This window comes from Methyloprofundus sedimenti (assembly GCF_002072955.1).
Classification (GTDB): Bacteria; Pseudomonadota; Gammaproteobacteria; order Methylococcales; family Methylomonadaceae; genus Methyloprofundus; species Methyloprofundus sedimenti.
The window spans coordinates 2,608,725-2,627,465 of the sequence record NZ_LPUF01000001.1; the positions used below are offsets into that span (position 1 = coordinate 2,608,725).

General features: G+C 42.3%; 16 protein-coding genes. 9 read left to right on the plus strand and 7 right to left on the minus strand.

All coding sequences use genetic code 11. The features are described from left to right. Positions 1-10: 10 nt before the first annotated feature. The 8 genes from AU255_RS11555 (at position 11) to AU255_RS11590 (ending at position 6,936) form a co-directional block, all read left to right on the plus strand. On the plus strand, positions 11-1,123 hold the full coding sequence (locus tag AU255_RS11555) for an HprK-related kinase B (RefSeq protein WP_080522999.1): 1,113 nt from the start codon (positions 11-13) through the stop codon (positions 1,121-1,123). Beyond that, positions 1,123-2,097: a histidine phosphatase family protein gene (locus AU255_RS20400; RefSeq protein ID WP_198942596.1), complete on the plus strand. Its 975-nt coding sequence runs from the start codon at positions 1,123-1,125 to the stop codon at positions 2,095-2,097. The genes AU255_RS11555 and AU255_RS20400 overlap by 1 nt, the downstream gene beginning before the upstream one ends. After that, a complete protein-coding gene (locus AU255_RS11565; RefSeq protein ID WP_080523000.1) occupies positions 2,097-2,792 on the plus strand; it encodes a histidine phosphatase family protein in 696 nt (231 codons plus the stop codon). Before AU255_RS20400 ends, AU255_RS11565 begins: the two co-directional genes overlap by 1 nt. Continuing rightward, positions 2,753-4,120: a metallophosphoesterase family protein gene (locus AU255_RS11570; protein WP_080523001.1), complete on the plus strand. Its 1,368-nt coding sequence runs from the start codon at positions 2,753-2,755 to the stop codon at positions 4,118-4,120. The genes AU255_RS11565 and AU255_RS11570 overlap by 40 nt, the downstream gene beginning before the upstream one ends. Positions 4,121-4,126: 6 nt before the next feature. After that, on the plus strand, positions 4,127-4,396 hold the full coding sequence (locus AU255_RS11575) for an amphi-Trp domain-containing protein (RefSeq protein ID WP_080523002.1): 270 nt from the start codon (positions 4,127-4,129) through the stop codon (positions 4,394-4,396). A 279-nt stretch (positions 4,397-4,675) separates the two neighbouring features. Then, positions 4,676-5,779 carry a peptide-methionine (S)-S-oxide reductase MsrA gene (gene msrA / locus AU255_RS21420; RefSeq protein WP_080523003.1) on the plus strand — a complete coding sequence of 368 codons (1,104 nt, stop codon included), beginning with the start codon at positions 4,676-4,678 and terminating at the stop codon, positions 5,777-5,779. 90 nt (positions 5,780-5,869) lie between these two features. Further along, complete coding sequence (locus AU255_RS11585) at positions 5,870-6,610, plus strand: dienelactone hydrolase family protein (RefSeq protein WP_080523004.1); 741 nt, start codon at positions 5,870-5,872, stop codon at positions 6,608-6,610. 62 nt (positions 6,611-6,672) lie between these two features. Further along, complete coding sequence (locus tag AU255_RS11590) at positions 6,673-6,936, plus strand: DUF2442 domain-containing protein (RefSeq protein WP_080523005.1); 264 nt, start codon at positions 6,673-6,675, stop codon at positions 6,934-6,936. Between the two features lie 249 nt (positions 6,937-7,185). Here the strand turns inward: AU255_RS11590 and AU255_RS11595 are convergent, their stop codons facing one another. The 6 genes from AU255_RS11595 to AU255_RS11620 form a co-directional block, all read right to left on the minus strand. Next, complete coding sequence (locus tag AU255_RS11595) at positions 7,186-7,647, minus strand: cytochrome c (protein ID WP_080523006.1); 462 nt, start codon at positions 7,645-7,647, stop codon at positions 7,186-7,188. A 110-nt stretch (positions 7,648-7,757) separates the two neighbouring features. Beyond that, positions 7,758-10,865, minus strand: coding sequence for an efflux RND transporter permease subunit (locus AU255_RS11600; RefSeq protein WP_080523007.1), 3,108 nt, complete (start codon positions 10,863-10,865; stop codon positions 7,758-7,760). Next, on the minus strand, positions 10,862-12,328 hold the full coding sequence (locus AU255_RS11605; RefSeq protein WP_080523008.1) for an efflux RND transporter periplasmic adaptor subunit: 1,467 nt from the start codon (positions 12,326-12,328) through the stop codon (positions 10,862-10,864). The genes AU255_RS11600 and AU255_RS11605 overlap by 4 nt, the downstream gene beginning before the upstream one ends. After that, positions 12,325-12,933 (minus strand): TetR/AcrR family transcriptional regulator, encoded by a 609-nt coding sequence (locus AU255_RS11610; protein WP_080523009.1) that lies wholly within the window; start codon positions 12,931-12,933, stop codon positions 12,325-12,327. Before AU255_RS11610 ends, AU255_RS11605 begins: the two co-directional genes overlap by 4 nt. Positions 12,934-13,300: 367 nt before the next feature. Beyond that, a complete protein-coding gene (locus AU255_RS11615; protein ID WP_080523010.1) occupies positions 13,301-13,852 on the minus strand; it encodes an REP-associated tyrosine transposase in 552 nt (183 codons plus the stop codon). A 696-nt stretch (positions 13,853-14,548) separates the two neighbouring features. Further along, positions 14,549-15,544, minus strand: coding sequence for an IS30 family transposase (locus AU255_RS11620; RefSeq protein ID WP_143735847.1), 996 nt, complete (start codon positions 15,542-15,544; stop codon positions 14,549-14,551). A gap of 508 nt (positions 15,545-16,052) precedes the next feature. Between AU255_RS11620 and AU255_RS11625 the strand changes: the two genes are divergently transcribed. Then, positions 16,053-16,748 carry a 2OG-Fe(II) oxygenase gene (locus AU255_RS11625; RefSeq protein ID WP_080523011.1) on the plus strand — a complete coding sequence of 232 codons (696 nt, stop codon included), beginning with the start codon at positions 16,053-16,055 and terminating at the stop codon, positions 16,746-16,748. 385 nt (positions 16,749-17,133) lie between these two features. On the opposite strand, the gene AU255_RS11630 is transcribed toward AU255_RS11625, so the two are convergent. Further along, the gene (locus AU255_RS11630; RefSeq protein WP_080523012.1) at positions 17,134-18,522 is read right to left on the minus strand and encodes an alginate export family protein; all 1,389 of its coding nucleotides are present in this window, start codon (positions 18,520-18,522) and stop codon (positions 17,134-17,136) included. Positions 18,523-18,741: the final 219 nt, after the last annotated feature.

Here is an 18,741-nt window from a genome sequence, read left to right on the forward strand (position 1 = left end):
CAAAAAGACAATGATACCAAATACAAAAGTGCAGGATTTAAGCACTAAACTCATACAGGGAGCCACCTTACTTGACCAGAGCTTATTTGTGCAATGTGATGATTGCGTTATCAGTGTACAAAGCAACTCGGTAGCCTTATTAAATGAGCTACAGCGATATTTTAAACACCTTGTTATTCATCAGAGTCAACAGAGCGAAGCTGATATAGTCGTTATTGCAATTGAATCTGCGGCTCTGGAACTCCCCTGCGCCTTCAAAGACTGGCCACGACAAGAAGGCAAAAGCGGTCGTAAAGATGCTTATTATCAGCTTCAAGGGGGCAGACTTATTCAGAAAGTTCGCACTGGCATGGTGTTTCTACAAAGTGAAACAAGCAGAATTGCCGTAGGCCCTTGTGTAAAAAACCCTAATCAGGTCATTAATTTCATTAACAGTCAACATATGAACTGGCTGCAACAACGCGGTTGGCTGATTTGTCATGCTGCGGCTATTGCCTATAAAAATCAGGCTTATGCCATAGCAGGATTTTCAGGGGGGGGTAAATCCACCTTGATGCTACGTTTAATGGACAACGAGCAAATAGACTTTATCAGCAACGACCGCTTATTTATCCGCAATATAAACAATTGTATAAAAGTGACTGGTATTGCCAAACTGCCACGCATTAACCCTGGCACCATTGTTAATAATCCTCGCCTACAATCATTAATTCCAGAACAGCAAAGAGTACAACTACTCGATTTACCAAAACAGCAACTATGGAATATTGAAGAAAAATATGATGTTGATATCGAAGCCATTTATGGTCAGGGGCGTATTGGAAATAACAAACCACTACACGCATTGATCATCTTAAACTGGCAACATGATAGTAAGCAGACCTTTCAGGTCAATAAAGTAAATCTGCAACAGCGTCGCGACCTATTAGCTGCGGTTATGAAATCTCCAGGCCCTTTTTATCAGGATGCACAAGGTACATTCTTAAATGAACACGCTGAATTTGATGAATCGGCTTATTTATCAATTTTAAATCAGGTTAATATTTTTGAAGTCAGCGGCAAAATTGATTTTGCCGCATTGCAATGCTATTTTAATCAACATATTATTAGTGAGGCACGTTAATGAGCAGACAACTATTGATATTACGCCATGGCAAATCTGACTGGGGTGTCGAAATCAAGGATTTTGATCGACCGCTCAAAAAACGCGGCAAACGTGCTGCTCAGCGTATGGGATCCTGGCTACAGCAACAGAATCTGGTTTCAGACTATATCCTTAGTTCACCCGCAGAAAGAGCCAGAAATACCGCAGAAAAATTAGCTAAAGCAATGGGCTTAACTGCACAACGAGTGCATTATGACTCACGCCTGTATGCCGCTAATCAAGAGCATCTAAAAAATGCTTTGGCAAGTTGCCCACCCGATGCGCAACGAGTCTTGTTAATTGGCCATAATCCTGAACTAGAATCTTTGTTAGCGTTTCTGAGTAAAGACAAGCTGCCTACACCTGATGATGGTAAATTACTGCCTACTGCCACATTAGCTATCTTTAGCATGCCTGATGACTGGCATGCATTAAACAGGGGCTGCGGCGAACTATTGAATATTATCCGTCCGGCAGATCTTCCAGAGAGTTTCCCATTTAATGGTCTGCTAGGTATAGAGCAACGCGAACGACCAGCCTATTACTATACCCAGTCAGCTGCAATCCCTTATCGCATACACAATAATGAATTACAGATTTTATTAATTTCCTCGAGTGGTGATAATCATTGGGGAATTCCCAAAGGCATTATAGAGCCGGGTCAGTCAGCTGCAAAATCAGCTGCTATTGAAGCCTGGGAAGAAGCAGGCATAGAAGGCATTATCAGTGAACAAATGCTGGATTATTACCTGCATGAAAAATGGGGCAGCACTTGTACAGTGCAGGTATATCCAATGTTAGTCACTCAAATGCTTAACAATGAGGAATGGCAGGAAAGTCATCGTCGCAGACAATGGCTGCCACTGCAGAAAGCGACTTTTTTAATCAAACAAAAGGCGTTGCAGGCTATGTTTACAAGTTTAGCCACCCGTCTTGCAAGCAAGACAGATTAATGGCCAGAGTCATTGCTGCACTTATCAGACATGGTGATTATCATCAATTAGCTGATACACCCAGTGCGCATCAGCCTTTTGCCTTAACGGCTAAAGGCTTGGCACAGGCATCTGACCTGGCTATACTGATAAATACATTTTGTACTACGCGAGGCTGCCAGATTAACCCCGTTATTGCTACGTCTAAATTGCTCCGAGCCTGGCAAACTGCAAAACAATTGACTACAGCGCTAAACAATCCCGGCATCCAGATACATGAATATACGGATCTGGCTGAGCGCTGTGTAGGCAGTGTCGCGAACTTGTCGGTCACACAAATACGCGAACTGATTAGACTGGACCCACGGCTCGATGATTTACCCAAAGACTGGAAATCCAACAGCCATTATTGTTTGCCATTTCAAGGCGCAGAGTCCTTGCTTGATGCAGGTAAACGCGTAGCCACCCTGTTACGTGCGGAAATGCAGCCTCTGAAACCACATAGCCAAAGCGATCAATTAAAAATATTTGTCGGTCATGGCGCAGCATTTCGTCATGCCGCCTACCATTTAGGCATTATAAACTATGAACAAATTGCACTACTTAGTATGTTCCATTGTCAACCGGTATTTATTGAATACACGGGTAATGGCAACTGGCAACATATTGGAGGAGAATGGAAAATCAGAAATGCACACAGCCAATTTACCGATTAATTATGATATTTAACCCGCTAAAATTACCCTCTTATAAAGGCCTGAAATGGATAACCACAGATTTACCCAGGAAAGCCCAGAACTGGCCATTAGGAAAAGTACATTCTTCTGCAAAAGATCAGAGTAGTCCGGCAGGTTTAGCAGAACAGTTACAGCAATCATTACTGGATCATCCCTGGGTATGGCCAAAGACACCGGTATTATTCTTTTCTGATCTACATGCTGATGCTGATGCCTTTATTGCCTCTTTAGTCGCATCGGGTGGCATCAAAAAAACCGGACCGTTTGATCAGCAATTTAAATTAACGCATACCGGGCGAAAGGCACGTTTTGTTATCGGCGGAGATTGTTTTGACAAAGGCCCAAGTAATTTAAGATTGCTACGCTGTCTGCGGCTGTTAATAGACAGTGGAGCCAAGGTGCATATTCTGGCGGGTAATCATGATATACGCGTTAAACTCGGCATTCATGCAGTCAATCTAAACAAAGATCTGAAAAGCGAACATTTTTTTATTCGTATGGGTGCCAAAGCCATTCCCTTTCTAAAAGAAATACAACAGGAATATTTACAGGGCAAACATGCACTAAAGCATATTCCCGACGAACAGGAATGCCGTAAACGTCTGTACCCATCTGAAAGCTGGTTTAAAACCTTTCCTGAGGCGGCGAAAAATCTGTTATCTGACAAAATTATCAACAAAGAAACCAAGCGCTTGCGTGAAAAAATCAATGAATTTGAACATGACCTGCAGAAAGCCGGAATGGATATACGCATAGCCTACGCAGCAGCCATCAAATGGCAGGAACTCTTTTTAGACAAGGACGGAGAATTTTACTGGTACTTTAAGAAAATGCGCCTGGTTTTACATAAAGGCTCGTTTTTATACGTTCATGCGGGTATTGATGACAGTATCGCTCACATGATCCATAAAAAAGGGGTTAATTATTTAAACCAGCAATTTAAAAAGCATTTGCATGACGAAATTTTCGACTTTTACTATGGTCCCCTGGCAAATACCATTCGTACCAAATACCGGGATGTCGATATGCCGATGACCAGGCAAGGCAATAAAATGCTGCGTGAAAAAGGCATCTACGCCATCGTTCACGGTCATAAAAACCTGCGTTATGGTCAGCGTATTATGCTCCGCAAAGGTATGGTCAATTTTGAATGCGATGCTTCAGTCGACCGGCATACTCGTAAGAAAGAAAAAATAGGCACCTTGTCAGGCCATGGTGCGGCAGTCACCATTTTTCAACCACAAGGCAGAGTATTAGGGATCAGTACCGATTACCCTTATATCAAACTTTTTCAATCTCCCGTATAAGCCCTTATGAAACAAGATAAACAAAGTTTTAAACATGAGTCCTTACAGGATGCAAAAAGTATAGAAAAGATTCTCAAAGCCATCAGTGAAAATATCGGCAAAGGCCAGCTTAAGTTCAGTGATGAAGAAGATGAAATCGAGTTTCAACCTGAAGGACTAATGACATTAAAAATAAGCGCCGCGCAAGAAACTCATCAACAAAGCTTTAATATCAAAGTCAGCTGGCAGAGAGAAAGTGAAGAATTGAAGCATAAGACATTAAAGATTAGTCGATAATAGCGAAACCAGGCTAACACCCTGACTTTTGTTTGCCACTTTTCCATCCAGTGCAACTATCCGTGCGCAAACGAAAAATTTATTTTTTCTCGTCGCACTGATACACTCTCTATATATCATACTTCGCGCGGTCACGGATGCGGCTGTATATCGAGTTGATTTTAGTCGAGAGCAAGAGCTGCGCAACTGTTTCAGCAACGCGGCTCTATCGGCTAAAATAGACCGCTAGAAAACCGCCTATGTGACCGCGTGCAGTATACATACAACAAGGAGCTTAATATGCAAATCAAACCTCCAACACTCATCACTCTGCTTAGTTTGTTATTGATTTCTGCCTGTGCTGAATCTCAACAACCCGCCCAAACATTAAACACATCAGAGTTATCTATCGCCACGTTTGCCGGCGGCTGTTTCTGGTGTGTAGAATCAGATTTTGAAAAAGTCCCTGGCGTACAGCAGGTTATCTCCGGTTTTAGCGGCGGAAATGTAGCTAATCCAAGTTACCAGCAAGTCTCTGCCGGAACGACCGGCCATGTAGAAGCAGTACAAGTCTATTATGACCCCAAAGTCATCAGCTATAACGATTTACTGCAGGCATTCTGGCGACAAATTGACCCCACCGATAATCAAGGTCAATTTATTGACCGGGGCAAACATTATCGCCCGGTGATTTTTTATCATAATCAGCAACAACAGCAACAGGCAGAACTTTCCAGACAAAACCTGCAGGCTTCAGGACGCTTTGATAAACCCATAACAATTGAAATAGTTCCGTTCAAGAACTTTTATGCTGCTGAAGACTATCATCAGGGCTATTACCTGAACAACCCTCTGCGCTATAAATTTTATCGTTACAACTCAGGTAGAGACCAGTATTTATCTGAAATATGGGGGGATGATTTAAAATTCAGCCCATCCTCTTCCTCAAAACAGCAATACAGTAAACCTGGCGATGCAGAATTACGCAAGAAACTCAGCCCGTTACAATATCAGGTCACCCAGCAAGAAGCGACCGAACCGGCTTTTGACAACAGCTTCTGGGATGAAAAAAGGCCCGGTATTTATGTTGATGGTGTCAGCGGTGAGCCACTGTTTTCATCCACAGATAAATTTAAATCAGGCACAGGCTGGCCCAGTTTTACTCAGCCTTTAGTCACTGATCATATCGTTGAAAAAACTGATTATTATTTGCTTTATCCCAGAACCGAAATTCGCAGTAAATATGCGGATTCGCATCTCGGACATGTATTCAATGACGGACCACAACCAACAGGACTGCGTTATTGCATTAACTCAGCTGCACTACGTTTTATTCCAGCAGAAGAACTTCAGTCTGCAGGGTACGGTGAATATCTTGAACTTTTCACTCAAACAGATAAATAAGCTTTGTGCAGAGTACAACTAAATCCAGCATGCTAAAATTCAGAATTATTTGTCGCTATTATTTCCCATCACACAACAGAGCCCTTAATAATGATTATTCAAAACCAACAACATGATATTCAAACACCAAGCGGAGCAATGCGAACTTATGAATATCGCCCCGTTGCACCAGGAAAATACCCAACCATCATTTTCTATTCGGAAATTTTCCAGCAAACCACGCCTATCGCCAGAAGTGCAGCTATATTAGCCGGATTTGGTTTTGTCGTATTAGTGCCGGAAGTGTTTCACGAGTTAAACCCTATCGGCACCGTATTAGGTTACGATGATGTGGGTAAGGATAAAGGTAATCAGGATAAAGCTGACAAACCTTTAGAAAACCATGACAGTGACACTCAGGCGATGATTGATTTTGCACAAACAAAAGATTATTGTACCGGTGTAGTCGGCGCTATGGGCGTCTGTATAGGCGGGCATTTAGCCTATCGTGCTGCCATAAACCCGAGTATTAAATCTGCATTTTGTTTATACCCGACAGATATTCATTCAGACACCCTGCCCGCTGCACAAAATAATGACAGCTTTACTCGCACCCCGGATATTAACGGTGAAATATTTATGGTGTTTGGCAAACAAGACCCTCATGTACCCCAGGCAGGTCGAGAAAAAATCTACCAGAATCTGGTGCAACATAATATCAATTACAACTGGCTGGAAGTCAATGCACAGCATGCTTTTATGCGTGACGGCGGTGAAAGATACGATCCGCAACTGGCGCTTAAAATGTACTATACCGCGACCGAATTTTTTACTCGCACACTGGCAAATTAGGCTGTGAATAGATATACAGGCCGGTTTGACTGATTTACTGGATAATAATGAAGTGAGAAAAAATGTATCCTTCGGTAATAAAAATTGTACCTAAAGACAATTATCAAGTTTACGTAGAATTTGATAATAATGAATGTAGAATATTAAACATGGAGCCATATTTAAATTTTGGTGTATTTAGCAAAATTAAAGACTTAAATTTGTTTTCACAGGTTCGTGTTTCCTTTGACACGGTTGAATGGGGAAATGGTATAGACCTTGCCCCCCAGTTTGTATATGAAAAATGTATTAAAGAAAAATGCCTAACGAACTGGGTTAGATTGTGATCACGATGCGAACCAAAGGGATGTTCAGGTCCCGAATTGAATTGTGATTCGGGACTTCTGACTTTTGCCCCCCCCCGAGTGTCACATTCAACGTAGGGTGGGCAAACAGCCTTACCGTTTGCCCACCATTTGCCGATAAACACGGTGGGCAAAAAACTGCCCACCCTACCAGGCTCGCTTCGGAACAAACCGGAGTACTTTCTATCGCAACCTAAATTCAATCAACCTTCATTCAAGGTGTGCCAGAGATCACTTGAACTGACCGTAAAAATGCGCCTGAAAAGATTTACGGAAACTCTCATGGCAGGCTAGACAGGTATTTTGCAGCTCTGAGAAGGCCAAAATCACACCGTGGCCATCTTTTTCGGCTGCAACTTCAGCCAGTACACGAGCCGCATCATGCGTTTTACCGTCATAGCCCTTGAACTTGCTGACATTGCTACCCGCAAAGCTCAAAATGCGTACTTTCTCAACCAAGGGTGGCTGTGGATGATCAGCTACCTGTAGAGCAATTTTTTCGACAAGTTCCCAGTCCTCACGAGAAATACCGTCGATGATGGTTTGCATATTCTTACCCAGATCTTGCATAATTTTGCGCAAGGCCAGGGGCTCTGTGGTGTCAGCTAAAGTTTCGGCAAACACCTGACCACTGGCAGCTATGATGGCTAATCCTGTCAACAATATGATTCTAATAATGCTAGCTGTTCTCATATTCAGTATTCTCCGGTTTTCTATATTGATTTTAGGTATTGGTTACTTCTATCCGTAACGTGTATGGCTGGAAAAAATTTCTGCGAAACTGTGATTCTCATACGCTTTTACTATGCCGTTGTCGGTTCTAACTCTGCTGCTAATTGTACAAATCCAGTATCTTCCATAATTGCATACATGGCAGGCAAGACTAGCATGATCAAGACTGTGGATGTCAACATACCAAACACAATACTGGTCACTAAAGGCACAAGAATTAATGCCTGAGAACTGGTCTCAAACAGCAAGGGCGTCATACCAGCGATGGTAGTGACAGAAGTGAGGAAAATAGCTCGGAAACGATCGACTACTGCTTGCCTGGCCGCGTCGTGCAAGACCATGCCCTCTTCTACCCGATATTTCACAAATTCGACTAGCAGGATCGAATCATTCACGACGATACCCGTCAGGGAAACAAAACCGATCATACTCGGTAGGGTGAAATCCAGGCCCATAATCAAATGCCCCCAGATCGTGCCGATGAGCGCAAGGGGAATATTGATCATGACGATTAACGGTTCGCGAAAATTGCGAAATTGCAGACTAAGTAAAAGGAATACGCCAAATGACCCAAGCCCGAAACCTGAGAGTATAGAAAACTTCGTTTCAGTGCCGTTTTCGACTTCGCCTTTAAGCGTAAACGTGATGTCAGGATAACGTTCCTGCAATGTGTTTAAAAAGTTGTTTTGTAAGCTTGCGACGACTTCCGAAGTATTGGCAATGCCTGCATCCACATCGCCATATATATTGACAGTGCGCTGGTGATTGATATGACCGATTCGAGAAAATTCACGTTCTTCGGTAATAATAGCGACACTGCTTAACGGGATCTCTTTTCCGGTTTTTGAAAACACAGTGAAATTGTCAAAATCGCGTAACTCATTACCTTGTTGATTGCCCAGTCTGGCAATGATCTCATAGGCTTCTCGCCCTTTGTAAATCTCACTGATTTTAACGTCCAGATAAGCTGATCGTAGTTGCGCGGCAATACTACGGGAATCAATGCCTGTGGCTAATGCACCTGGCTTAAGTGAGATACTGTATTTCGGTTTACCTGGACGAAGGTCATCCAGCAAGTTGCTAACGCCATTATAGCCCCTGAGCCAGTTTTGCACCTCCCATGATGCCCTTGACAGTTCATCCATGTCCTGGCCACTCAGACGAATGTGAATAGCACGTCCCGCAGGTCCCAGCTTGGGCTCTTTATATTGGATACTTAGCACGTCGGGTAGTGCCCCGGTGTGTTTTTCCCAGAGCTGGGTTAACTCAAGAATATTTGTATGGCGTTTTTCGGTGTTAAGTATATCGATACTAAGGGTTGCCAGATGCGTTCCATTTTCGGGGACATCGCCATGTTCACCATATGAAAGCTGCACATTTTTAACCAGCTCTTCTGATTCATTTTTGCTAAGCGCTTTATTGGTTTCATCCAGCGCATTGAGCAATCTCTCCACCACCTGCTCGGTTTTTCTCAGTGGGGTGCCTTGTGGTAGTAGAATTCTGGCTTCCAGATTATTGCCTTCCAGATCTGGGAAGGCTTTGAATTTAACGGTGCCAGTTACCACCAGACCGACTGAAAAAATCAACATAGCCAGCGTTATACCGACAGTAATATATCTAAACTGCATAGCGAGTTGAGCGGCATGTCCGACCCCGGTGCGTAATCGATCAAACCCGGCTTCAAACTTCACTCGCCATTTTGGCGGTGTATTGTGGCGCCCATGTTCTAGTGAGTGCTTCAGATGGTGTGGCAACACCAGAAAGGCTTCGATCAAACTGATGGTAAGCACTGACAACAAAACCACAGGCAGCACACCCAATATCTGTCCCAGATCGCCTTCCATCATCAACAGGCTGCCAAATAAAAAGGCGGACGTGAGATAGGAAGAAAAAACGCCACGAAAAACTTTATTGGTACCATCGACAGCCGCATCCAGCGGCGACTTCCCTTTGCGGTATTCATGATCAATACTTTCAGATAGTACTATGGCATCATCCATTAAAATACCAATAGCCATAAGCAAGGCGACCATTGAGATCATATTGATACTCACGCCAAACACGACCATCATGGCAAGCCCACCCAAAAATGAAATAGGTAAGCCGAGGGCAATCCAGAATGTATAACGCCATGAAAAAAATAGTAGCAGCATCAACGCTGCCAGAACCAGACCCTGCCAACCATTTACTAACAGCAGTTGTAACCTGTCACGCACTGAAGTCGAAGTATCATTAACAATAGTCAGTTGTGTTCCTTCAGGCAGAATTTTATTTTCATTTTCAACAAACTCAATCAGCGCGTCGGCAACTTTCATTGTATCATCGATAGTATTTTTACTGACTTTGAGTAGTGCAGCCGGTTTACCGTTTAACTCAATGCGTTCTTCAGGTTTTTCAAATTTATCCTCAATTTTGGCAATATCACCCAGCTTAATTTCGCCACCTTCAGGCATATTGATAATAGTGAGATCTTCCAGTTCATCAGTAGTCTTTCTGATATTATCAAAGTGAATTTGATAGGAAATTTCACTATCTTCCAATGTCCCTGCGGGTAATTCCAGTGCCTGAGCGGAAATTAAGTCGGCAATATTCTGAATACTGAGATTGTATTTTTGTTGAGTATCAGGGCGAATCAATACCTGTAACTGATGTGTGGAAAAACCGTCCATGCTGACGATTGGAATTTGCGGCATGGCAATAAGGCGGTCACGGTAATATTCTGCCAGTGCTTTTAATTCAGTAGCTGTTAACTTATCTGAGGTGATGGCAATATTGGCAACCGGGTTTATTCTCCCCAGCTGTTTGATCACAGGCTCTTCGATATTCTCAGGGAAATTCTGGATGGCATCAATTTCAGTTTTAATATCATCAGTAAACTCACGCATATTTCCCGCTTCCTGCATCTCCAGTGTAAAAATGGCAACATTGTCACGCGCATCACATTCCTGTTCTTTTAAAAAACTGATGCCATCTGTGGCATCTTCCAGCGGGTTGCAAATACCATCTTCAACATCTGCCGGGCTTGCTCCAGGATAGGCAACCGTAACCTGTACCTTACTGGGCTTGAGCAGTGGAAAGGATTCTTTATTAAGACTTTTTAATGAATTAAAACCAATGGCGATGATTGCCATCATCAAGATATTGCTAATGGTGGGGTGTGCCGCAAAATAGCGAATCATTGCACAACACCTTCAATTAACTCAGGGGGTGAAACAAGGTTGTCGCTATCATTAACTTTATTCCCATTAATATGGTTTGGGCTGATGGCCTCTTCACCAGCAGCCTCTTTGGCCATTTGCTTTTCATACTCACTTGCCATGACAAGTTTAAGCGGCAAACCATTAATAACAGGTGTAACATCGGTGATAATAATTTTTTCACCCTCTTTCACACCATCGCTGACAACTACAAGTTGTCCTTGTTTGTGAAGAATATTTAGCGGCCGAATTTCCAGCTGGTAATTTGTCCCGGAAGCATTTTCTTTGGCAACATAGACGCGCCCTTGGTGGATAGCCTTTCTTGGTATAACCAGCATTCCCCGTGCGGGTGAAAAAAATTCAACGGCTGCATACATGCCTTTTAGCAAGGGTGGACGTTTGCCAGGAATGACGCCTGTATAAGGATTATTGACCGCAACAACCAGACCAATTGTATCCCGAACAGGGTCAATGGACTCACTAATACGTAACAGTTCACCTTGCCATTTTGTGCTAATCCCTTCATATCCGACCAGGCTAACGCTTGCTTGCATTTTAATTTTTGCAAATGCAGACTGCATGTCTTGCGGGTTTTGTAGATTTAAACGTTGATCGCCAAAGCCCATTAACATTGGGTAAAACTGACGTACGGACAACTGTGCATTGATTTCAATAGCCTGTGTGCCTAATGCTTCAAACAACACGCTGCCAACAGGTGTATATTCACCTTTTTCGACTAAAACTTCTCCAATGCGCGCATCAAAAGGTAGACGAATTTCGGTACGCCCCAGGGTATCCTGGCTTTGTGCAAGCTGAGTTTTAGATTGTTTGATTTGTGCCTGGCTTACGGATTTACGACTGGTGTAGCTTGCGAGCCTGCCTTGTAAATCTTCGACCTGCTGTTGAAGTAGCAAAACCTTCTGCTCTTCTGCATCAACGGTTGAACGGGCAATTAGACGTTTTTCCCAGACACTAAGCAAACGGTTTAATTCTTTTGTACCAGTGTGTAGATTCTTTTTGGCAATTTCGAGTGAGCGGCGGGTGCTACTTTCCTCAACTTCCAGTTGTTCCAGGGATGATTGACTACCCGCTAGTCCCGCCTCGCTTTGATCCAGTGAAAACTCAAAAGCCGTAGGTTCAATACGTATAACCACGGTTCCCTTTGCCAGGCTAGCGCCTTTTTTCAATGCAGGGTGAATATAACTAATCTTGCCGCTAACTTCCGTTTTGGCTTTCACCAAAACCGCGGGCTCTACATTACCATAAGCCATAGCACGACTGCGAAATGGCAGCTTCTTCAAGGTAATGACTTCCACCGTTTTAACAGGAAATTGCAGTACCTCATGCTGGGCAGGTGGTGCAGATTTTATCTTGTAAATAACCAGAGCCAGGGCTGTAATAGCAATCAATGGTAGAATAAATGCGTTTTGAAAGACTTTTTTCATCTGCTGTGCTCAATACCACGGCGATAGATCGCAAAAACACCCGCCGCCTTATCTTCTATATTTCCAGCATCTCCGTCCAGTAATGACTGCATAACCAGGCCTTGAATGGTACCTATAAACAATGTACCTGCTGCCAACGTATTTATAGCCGGATCAATTTCACCTTCAGCTTTACCCTTTTCTATCAATACCGCCAAACGCTCAGCGTATTTTCGGATCAGGGTGCGCGTAATGCGCTTGGCTGCGGTATCCTCAGCACGCTGTAATTCGCCAAATAACATACGCGGTACACCTGGATAGGCAGAGACAAACTCAATATGAGTCATAAACACCGCTTCCAGTGCTGCAAGTTGACTTACTGCAGACTTAGCCGCCTTATCTACTCGTGCTAGCAAGCGTTCCGCAAGCCATTCCATTACTGCCTGCCAGATAGCCTCTTTATTAGGGAAGTGACGAAACAATGCCCCTTGAGTCACATTCATGTATTTGGCAATGGCTGCGGTGGTTATATTGTCAGGATTTTGTTTGGCAGCAAGTTCAACCACGGCCTCTACGGTTACCGCACGACGTTCATTAGCGGGCAGATGTTTGCTTTTCGATGTCATGACACCTCCAGAAAATAGTAATTGATTACTATCTTCTGTTATGAGAAATCAAATGTCAACCCCTGCTCCGAATTAAAAAAATATTAAACACTGGGGGGTGAAAGTCCCGCTCTGACAAGGTAGGTCAACCGCCAGATAGCAAACATCGAGCAGGCGGAGGTAACTCCAAATGTTAAGTAACCAAGCAAACAAGTGGTCAGGTCCCACACACAAGCAGAGGCATGTTCAGGTCCCGAATTGAATTGTGATTCGTGATTCGTGATTCGTGATTCGGGACCTCTACCCCCCCAACGTAGGGTGGGCAAACAGCCTTACCGTTTGCCCACCATTTGCCGATAAACACGGTGGGCAAAAAGGCCTGCCCACCCTACTCACCGTAATCCATATCATCGTCTTGAATTAATTTATTGCCACCCCAATTAGTCGGATATATCCCCTGATTGACATAGCGATGAAATGTCGAATATGGCCATTCACTCACAGCTTTTACCAGACCATGCTTAACCGGATTGTCATGAATATAATTCATATGACGCTGATAATCATTTTTATCACGGATTTGATACTCCCAAAAACGTCTTTGCCAAATGGTGCCTTCCCGATGTTTTTGTTTTGAGGCATTAAGCCATTCCGGTTTGTGTAAGCTATCCTTTGCAGACTTTGTAAATTGCCTTTTGATGCCATTCCAGCGTACCGAAAAATCGTTATCATTTTCCGGCAAGGTCCAAATGCAATGAAGATGATCGGGCAACAATATCCAGGCATCAATTGTAAATGGATAGCGTTTTCGTGTATTGCTTAGCGCATTGCGTAACCAGACACAAGAATCATCATCGGTTAAAATATTCCATCGTCGAAATGTCACCACAGTAAAGAAATAACAAGCCCCCGGTGCATCCGCACGACAGTAATTCGACATATCAATGACCTCCCATATTCAACGTAGGGTGGGCAAACAGCTTTACCGTTTGCCCACCATTGGCCGATAAAAAAAAAGGTGGGCAAAAAAACCTGCCCACCCTACCGGGCTAGCGCTTCAAACCAACGTGGAGTATCAGGGCTGTGTCCGCAATTATTCCCATTCATGTAGAAAAACATAGCAGAATAATCAACTATAAAAAGGTCACCTAATGCCGCACTATTTAAAATATACTGTTTTTATACCATATCCCATAAAATAAGTTATATAACTTATTTTTCAGGTACCTATGCGATAATAAAGTTTAAAATTCTGATTTTTCAAAGGCAGTGATTGCGGATACTTTAGAGCTGTCCAAAATTTGTACGATCTAATGCCAAGCCTTTACTGGTAAAGGGTTGAACGAGTTACACAAAAACAACTCACAATGTTATCCACAGAAAATGTGGGTAACTGTCATCTAGCTGTAATAAGTAGCTGTGCCTAACTCTGTATCGGGTTGATTTATCCCCAAATAATGCTGAGGAATGACACAGGTTTGTTTTGTGGTACAGGTGCTTTTACTCATGGGTTTAAGGTGCTTATCCAGAGAAATTAGAGGGCTTAATAATAATTATTAGCTTTTACGCAAGAAAATGGCCCTCTTTTTTAGCTAGTTCAATTTGCCTTTTGATTTCTTTTTTATACTCCGCGAATTCAAGCAATTAATGCAACACCCTGTGATTTATTTATATCAACCCCCGTTATTTGGCAAAATACTTCCCATGGAGTTCTGTAATTTAACCCTTTTCTTGGACGATGATTAAGTGCTGTAATGGCACTATCAACCTCATCTTGAGTTACCTTATCCAAAGGTTCTTTTTTAGGGAAGTATTGCCTTAATAAGCCATTGTGGTTTTCATTTAAACCTCGTTGCCACGAATGATACGGTTTGGCAAAATAAGTGCCGCAGTCAAGTGTTTTTGCAATGGCTTCATGCCCACAAAACTCACGTCCATTATCAAAGGTAATCGTGTGAACCCAACGTTTAAAAGGCTCAAGAGCATTGATAATCGCCTCTTTCGTTAATTCAGATTCTTTACGCTCAATTGAGATGGCGAAGTTGAGCTTTGAGACCCGTTCAGTCAGCGTCACCAATACGCCTTTATGTCCTTTACCGATAACAGTATCTGCTTCCCAATCACCTAAACGCGTTTTATCATCAACCACTTGTGGTCGCTCATCAATATCAACACGGCTGGGTATCGTTCCGCGATAATCATTTTTTCCATATCGCTTACGATAAGGTTTGGCTTGATGCCTCAAATAAGTATACAAATCGCCACCGGCTGCTTTGTTAGCTAAAATATAACGGTAAATAGTCTCATGACTGACGGAGTCCTTACCTTGTTGTTTTAAGCGTCCTGAAATACAGTCAGGGCTCCATTTCTCTTTGATTAAAGGCGTTATTATCTGTTGTAACTCAGCCGTCATCTTGATGTTTTTGGGCTTATCAATATGGCGTTGTTTAGCTATTCTCTCAGCTTGCTTGTAACGATAACCACACTGACCTGTATTACGCGTAATTTCACGTCCAATAGTCGATTTATGACGCCCCAATGTGATGGCTATTTGATTCTTAGAAACGCCTTGTTTTAGTTGCGTATAAATGTAAAATCTTTCCTCTTGGGTTAGATGGTTAAACGTGTTCATTGAGCACCTCTTTTTAGTTTCAGGTTTTAGTCGACGGAAACTATACCATCTAACCCTTTAAAGAGGTGTTGCAGTTATTATATGAATTCGGGCTCCCTGTAAGGTAGCAGAATAAAATAAACAGCTATTCCCAGTAAAAGCCAGTGCTTAATCCTAAACGCAAATTCAAGTTGGTCCAGCATTACAGGATGAGTCATTAGATAATGATTGAGTGAGTCAAAAAAATCCATAGTCATATCTCCATAAAAGGGGATTACGGTTGATAGAATGCAGATTGATTATAAACCTAGGGTCAAGCTCTGTGTATCTTTGTGTTTTGTAGGGTATGCATAACGCGCGTTATGGTAAATTTGGGTGGGGAAATAGCAAGATGGGCATTGATCGACCCATAGCAGCCTGTCGATGAATTATTTTTTACACAGAATAACTTGCTGTGTTCAGAGTCAGGACAACGCATGACGATGTCTTTTTTTCAGCAAGATGAACTACGCATAAGAGAGCAATATCCATGTGGTTAAATGACAATAAAATAAACGAAACTCAGATACGCACTTATCGAGAGTCTTTATTGCGCGCTACCCCAAATTATATTGTGATTGATAACTTATTTAATGAAGAAAAACTTAACGAAGTATTGAGCCTTTTGCAGCAAAAACATCGTTGGCAAACACAAAAACACACTTATTCGGCTTTATACGTCGATAACGAACAGTGGCAAACAACTAATATTGAAGAGCGCTTTGTACAGCGTGAAATATGGCAACGTCAAATTAACGAACCTGATTGCGCTGACACCAGTATCGCGCAAAATTTATTGGACTTTTTACGTAGTAAAGAGTTCATGGCGGTGTTATCGCACATTTTTAATGTAACAATCACTGATATTAACGTAGCTACCCCAGACATTAATACTAACTTTTTTCGCCTTGGCACTAAAGACTTTGTAAAACAACATGCTGACGATTCTCCTGGAAGAGAAATTTGCATGCTCTTGTATTTTAATAAAGATTGGAATATCAATTCTGGTGGTGAGCTAGTATTTTTTGGTAAAGGCGATAAACAAGTCAGCATCGCACCATTATATAACCGTTGTGTTTTGTTTAACCCTTCATCAATAGGCTCTGAACATTGGGTGACAATGCTAAATTCTCAAGCATCAACTGAATATCGATATAATGTGGTAAGTTGGTATTGGTCAGAGTAATTCCCTTTCTAAAATACACCAAATTTAGATAGAATAGGTTGGCTTTATCGGCCAACCTTTATCTGTATACCATCTATATCAGATACTAACCTATCAAGTAAATCTTGGCTCTTCCCGATTTCGCGGGGTGACCACAACATATAATGTTAAGGAAACAAAAAGGGTTCAGGTCCCGAATCACGATTCGGGACCTGAACATCCCTCTGGAATTTCAAGTTATTTTTCTAAATCAACTCATAAATTTGACGCAATTATCCGCCTCTTTACAAATCAGAGAACAACGCAATTTGGGACCCTGCCCCCACGTATTCCGTTTGTAATCGACATGCACAGTATATAGAGAAGGCTGATACAAAGTATTTTTTCACCTTATTTATCCTATCGATTAAATATGTATTGAGGTTTGAAAATAGAAGTAATCCGAATCGCTTTTATCGGCGGGAGATAAAGGTGCATTTTTAGCAAATTCACCTTTAAATAGATGTGCCCAGCCTGTTTCTAAGGTGACTATATTGGGAATGGCTTTCCAACGCAAACGCGCTTCCATTTGTTGACCAATATAGCTTCCACTTTGGCCTGATGGATCACGAAGCCTTCCGCCAACCCAGGTGTCTTTGCTTTCTGCTAACCAATAGGCACGGTGTGCGATAAATCCAGTTAAATTCTTGATTGGCCTGAATTTTAAACGAATCCCCGGAGAATTGATGTTTGCACGAGCAAATGCACCCCAAATGCTGGTTGGGCCAAATTCAAAGCGACGAGCACCGTATAAAGTTTCAAAGCGATTATTGTTACTATCAGTTGGGTCTTTGTCTCCGCTGGCATAATCATATTGAAATATTAATTGCGGCTGCCAGGGAAGGTCAAAGCTATAACCTAGAGAGAAGTGACCAAAATAGGCAAAATGATTTAAACTTCGTTGATCAATTGATGCTGCTGTGGCATATGAGGTGCCGCTTTGGATGACTGCTTCCATTTCAAAGTCAAATTGTCCGGGCATTGCGAACTTAACCCAGCGAAAGCCGGGGGTCACTAGCTTGCGATTTGTTGTGGGAGTCTCTGGGGTATCTTTTTCATTTAAATAGTATACATAGAGTTCTCCTACGGTGTTCAGTGGTAGGTTTACAATGCTAAAAAAACTCCCTATAAAAAAACGCTCAAAATCTTCTTGATCAAACTTGGTACTACCCGCTTGCAGTGATGTCTGGTCATTAGGTAAACGAGACACTGGCAAGACCGCAAAATTGCGCCATTGCCAATGATTGGGCTGGCTAAGAATCATATCAATACCGGTGAAGTTATTGATGGTATTGCGGTAGCGGTTACGTGCTATCAGGCGACGACTTCCGACATCCATTGTCTGTCGACCTGCTTGAATATCAAAATGCAGGCCACTTTCAAAAATATCATCGCTTTGCCAACCTATATAAGCTTGCAGTAATCCAGTCTGATTAATTAATGAAGTGCTATAGGGAGTATTTTCCCCTCCTAAAGTAATACGGGCATCAATAAACTCGGCTCCTAAGCGAAAATTAGCATATTTTATACCCATAAACACATTGGTACGAAATGCAATAATCTGGTCGCCGCCATTAGTTCCGCCTTTAAATGCAGGCGTATAACCTTCATAGCGGGTACGATGGTCAATTGTAAAAGTCAGCCATTCAGGTAGTTTTAACTGTTCTTGTAAACTCCAGTGTTCTGTAGCATGGCTAAGGTTGCTATAGAAGATGAGTACAAGAGTAGATAAGTATATGAGTTTTAACTGATTCATAAAGTCAATTTAATGTGTTTTATATTACATATATAAATAATTGTAAAAATGGTATTAAAGTGAGGTTCCCATATCAAAAATATCAAAGGGCTTCAGACTTGATTGATAGCGATGAGACGAATACGCTCTCACCGCTTATGCTTACAACGTAATTTAAGTCTAAAGTCGTCTGTTGTACAATACCGGTGCGCACTACTTCTACAAATGGTGCCAGGTCCC